The sequence below is a fragment of the Candidatus Zixiibacteriota bacterium genome, from assembly GCA_020853795.1.
GTDB lineage: Bacteria > Zixibacteria > MSB-5A5 > CAIYYT01 > CAIYYT01 > JADJGC01.
Genome location: JADYYF010000139.1, coordinates 1 through 4873 on the forward strand (window position 1 = coordinate 1; position 4873 = coordinate 4873).

Consider the following 4873-nt stretch of genomic DNA (forward strand, 5'->3'; position numbering starts at 1 on the left):
GGGGCAGACTCCGGGACGAGTTTGAACGGTTCGAGCAAGCATACAACGCACTCCCGGAAACAGATCTCAAGCGTCACCTCCAGCCGATTCTGGAGGATTGGCAAGCGCGGCGCGAGGCGGTGCATCATGATCGCGCCGTGTGCGTGTTCGTCGCGAAAGGGGCGAGCGACGACAATTCCGACGGGCGGATGCGGATATTGCGGGCGCAAATTGAACCGGCGTCCAAGGCGGCGCCGGGCGACCAGGTCACGTTCGACAACCAGATTCGCACGCCGCAGGACCCGTTTGTCGGCTCGGCGTATGCGGCGCTGGCGGCGGTACGGGGATATCTGGCGGAGTCGGGCTATAGCGGCCGCGCCAAGTCGCACGTCAACGCGCATTTCACGGTCGAGGATTCGGGGGAGACGTTCACCGGCGATTCAATCGGGCTGGCGATTGCGTTGCTGACGTATACGCAACTGTTGCAGCTTGAGGTGGAACGGCAGGATCGTTTCCTGTCGGCGGAGGTGGCATACACGGGTGCGGTGTCGCCGGAGGGGGAGATTCTGTCGGTGAGCGATGAGAGTATCGGGGCGAAGGTGAAGCGCGTGTTTCATTCGCCGGTGCGGTTTCTGGTGTTGCCGCAGGCGAACTACCCGGCAGCGCGGGCGGCGCTGGAGCAGTTGGAGTCGGCGTATCCGCGCAGGAATCTGACCTTGATTCCGGTGCGCCATTTAGCCGATTGTCTGAACGATCACAACGTGGTGCGGTCGCAGAAGGTATGCATCGGCGAATATGTGGCGCGGCGGGCGGCGAAGTACAGCCGGACGACGGCGGTGCAGGTGGCGATGTTGGGGGTAGTGGGGTATTTGCTGCTGGCGGTCATTTCCCCGAAGAACTTCTGGCCGTGGTTTGATACGCGAATTGCTGAAGTCAAGATCAGCGGTGCTCAGTTCAAGGCGTTGAACACGAATGGGAATGTGCTGTTCGTATCGCGCGTGTACTCCGACGCACTGGCTGGGGGCGTCCTGCGATCTGACAACCAGAGCGGCGTTGAATCCTGCTATCCATGTGATCCGGACGACGACGGTGATGACGAATTGGTGTTCATGGCTACATCGAAGAGCAACTCCCTGAGGAGTCTCGATTTTTATGAATCGGACGGGACGCGAATGTGGTCGAAGGACCTTTTTCGGTTGACGAGTTATCCGGGTGATGTAGCTGATGACAACGTTGCAGCCAACTGCAGCTACAGCCCGCTGGGGTTCTACCCGTTCTTGTCTTTGAATTCAGGGCTCTGCTTCCTGACTATGTCGGTGGCATCGAACCCATTCCGTTGCCAACTGCTGCTGTTCAACACCAGGGGCGAAGTCATCGGGGGACCGTATATACACACCGGCCAGTTCTCCGGAGCAGAGCTTCAACTTGACATTAATGGCGATGGTCAGCTGGAGTTTATACGAGGCGGAACCAACAACCGAATGCAAAGAGCCGTGGTTGTTGTCATCGATATCACGCATGTGGGGGGCGTCTCACCGCCGTGGGACAATGAACTCTTCATCAAATCAGGGTTGGAACGCGGACAACAACTACGTTACGTGAGTTTTCCCGGTACGCGACTGACGAGCAGGAAAGGTGTCAAAAACTGGGTTGTCAATATTCAGGTTGATAGCTTATCGCAGGCGCGATATCGGGTCGGCGTCAAGGAGGGTGATGGACTGACCGCGTGCGCAGTGACCCTCAGCTATTCGGAGCGGCCGGAAGCCTTACCCGGCATTATCTATTTGTTAGATTCAAACTTCATTCCAATTCGAGCCGAATTCTCAGATCACGATTTTGACCTCTTGAATGCGACACTGCTCGGGATTGGTGCGGAGCCATACGCATCCGCTGATTCGCTGGCCTCCCAACTGACTCGTGAAGTTCAGGTGTACTTTGGCAAAACTCTGGTTCATCAAGCATCCGCGGGGCTGAGTTTCTATGGCGGCACCGAGCCTTAGAGCCCGACAAGCACAGAGCTTGATCGTGCCTTCCAGACGTTGATCTGGCATGGCGGCCAGGCTATCAAATCTAATCGCGAGAAAATTCCTACAAATCAACAGCACGGCATCTACTCATTTAGTAAATCAAACGTGGCCACAATTGACGACGTTGAGGCGGTAATTTCAATTGGCAGCAGAAGATGTCCGTAAGAGAGAGGTGGAATGATGGAAAAGAATCAAGCAGAGAAGTTTGACAAGCTTCAATTGGGAGACAAGCGGTTTCGGGGCCGAGTAATCATGGTAGTAGCCGTGACGCTGAGTGTTTTGATGATCGGCGTCTCGGCGAAAGCGCAGCTGTGGTTTGGCGCCGCCGCGAACCGACCGTGCGCCCCGTACGCAACGACGCTCGCGGCAACGGATGCCAATACAGACGGGCATTTCGACGTAATTGTCGGCTCAAGCGGCTTCGACAGCATCGCAGTCTATCTTGGGGATGGCAACGGCAGCTTTGCCATCCTACCGGTGATCTCATGGGTTGGAGTTGGAGGTGAATACATGAATGCGGGGCACTTGGTCTCTGGCGATCTGAGTGGTGACGGCATTCCCGATGTCGTTAAGGCTCACGGTACAGTTTGTGACACCGTTTCCGTGCTCTTCGGGAATGGCGGCGGTAGTTTTCAGCTTGCGGCAAACCTGCCGAGCGGAATCGGACCAATTGACCCCGTTGTTGCAGATATCGACGCCGACGGCGACCAAGATCTTGTTGTAGCATGCGCTGGCTCGTACGCCGGAGGATACCTTGACGGTAGTGTAGTAGTCTTCAGTAACGACGGCAGCGGTGGATTGGTGCGCAGCGCAGTTTACCCAACCGCGGCACCCAGTGGTCCCTTTGCAGTCGCGCTGAACGATATCGATCACGATGGAGATCTCGACCTCGCAGTTGCGTACAAAGGATCCGGTTGCGTCCAGATGCGATACAATGATGGGCTGGGGAACTTCGACGCTGTGGGTGCGACGGTCGCGGTCGGCACTCTAGGCAGCAATCCATCCGATGTGGAATTCTCAGATTTCAATAGTGACGGTCACGAGGACTTGTGCGTCGCCCTGAGCGAGGAAGGATCAGTAGCAATCGCTATTGGAAATGGTGACGGCACGTTTGCCGATCCTTCCTATGCTGCGCCTCAATCCCGGCCATATCGTGCACTGTGTGCAGATTTGGATGGAAATGGACTACCGGATATCGTCACAGCAGACCACTGGTCAAGCACCATAAGCATCATAGAGAACCTGGGAACTGGACAGTTCCAAGTTCACGAAACCTGCATGACGGAGCCGTTCCCGCATGCCGTTTGCATCGCTGATCTCGATGAAAACGGACGAAAGGACCTGATGGCTGCGTCAACTCAACCTGGTTCAGGGACACTCTCAGTCTTTCTGAACGCAAACTCTCTTTGCACAGAACCAGACCTCCCGGCGGCTATCGTCTATGCCTTAGGGTCAGACGGTGGATGGGCATTATGGAAGATGATGCCGGACGGTAGTTCAAAAACCAGAATAATGAATATTGGCGCCAACAGGCCGGCCGGAATCAGGATCAGCCCGAGTGGCCACGAGATTGCATTCGGCGCAGATCGTGACGGGACGTTCGATGTTTATGTCGTGTCGTCGGATGGATACGAGATTCAGCGTGTGACGACCGGCGGATGCCGGGGCGTACTGGACTGGGAAAGCGAATCGAGTCTTCTGTACCTGACCTCCGATTGGCGTATCGCCCGAATAGACGTTGTTGGCAGCGGCATGGAAGTGATCTCGCCCATAGATGGATATGATTACGCAGAAGCGGCACTCTCTCCAGATCGTTCTGAGATCGTCTACGGCAAGAACCTTCCCGGTTATAGTGCTAATCGAAAGGTCTATTGTGCCAATTACCCGGGCTTCACTCATGAACGACTGGTTCTTGACAACAGTGGAGACTCCGGTTTAGACGCCCCTCACGACTGGGGCTGTAAGAATCTGGTTGTGGCTCGGACTCAAACGTCGGAGATTGACAATATCTACGTAGTGCGTCCAAACGGTACATTCCCTGTGAACCTTACTCCAACTGCGGAGGTACATGACTTCCTCGCACGATTCTCTCTGGATGCTGCCCAGCTTGCGGTTCTTAGTGATCAGAGCGGCTCAAATCAGATCTGGGCGATGAACTTAGACGGCACCGGCCGCACACAATTGACCAACTATGGTGGTTCGCAATTGATTGGCGATTTTGACTGGGGTTCGCTTCCCTTTGAGGTACGCGGTGACGCAGATGGCTCAGGGACTATCTCAGTCTCAGACGCTGTCTTTCTGATCTACTACATCTTTGCTGGAGGCCCAGCGCCGGTATCCACTGTCGCTGGTGACGCGAATTCAGACTGTTCTACTAACATAACCGACTGCGTCTTTCTCATCAATTACATCTTCAGCGGAGGCCCGGCTCCCAGCGCTGATTTGTCTTGCGATGGAATGCAGTGGAGCAAGCGAATCACATTCTGCGGTGCAAATGTTCGGGCAATCGACTTTCTGGGCTGCGCGATGGTCACGCTCGATGCGTCCGCAGAAATGCAGGCAGTGCAATTGCACTTTGTAGCTACAAACGAGGTCAGTGACGTTGAGGTGCAATGCTCCGATCCACGGTTCCAGGTGTTCTCCGGGTGGGTTGACGGGGAATATCGCGTGGGGTTGATCGATCTGACGGGTAAGACGACATTGCCGGCGGGGACGCATGATTTGCTGACGATCAGCTATGAGGGTGATGGGGAGTTGGTGTTGACGAGCGCGATCGTCGTGGATTCGGATGCTCGGGAGATGGCGACCACGATCTCATCGGCGAAGGTTGAGAGGGTCCTGCCGACGGAGTTTGCTTTGAAGCAGAA

The 4873-nt window shown here is 55.6% G+C and carries 2 protein-coding genes; both read left to right on the forward strand.

Annotated features, from left to right (window positions below):
• On the forward strand, window positions 1-1979 hold a 1979-nt coding region (locus IT585_11090), incomplete at its 5' end, for a hypothetical protein (GenBank protein MCC6963785.1).
• A gap of 204 nt (window positions 1980-2183) precedes the next feature.
• A partial coding sequence (locus tag IT585_11095; GenBank protein ID MCC6963786.1) for a VCBS repeat-containing protein occupies window positions 2184-4873 on the forward strand: 2690 nt, incomplete at its 3' end.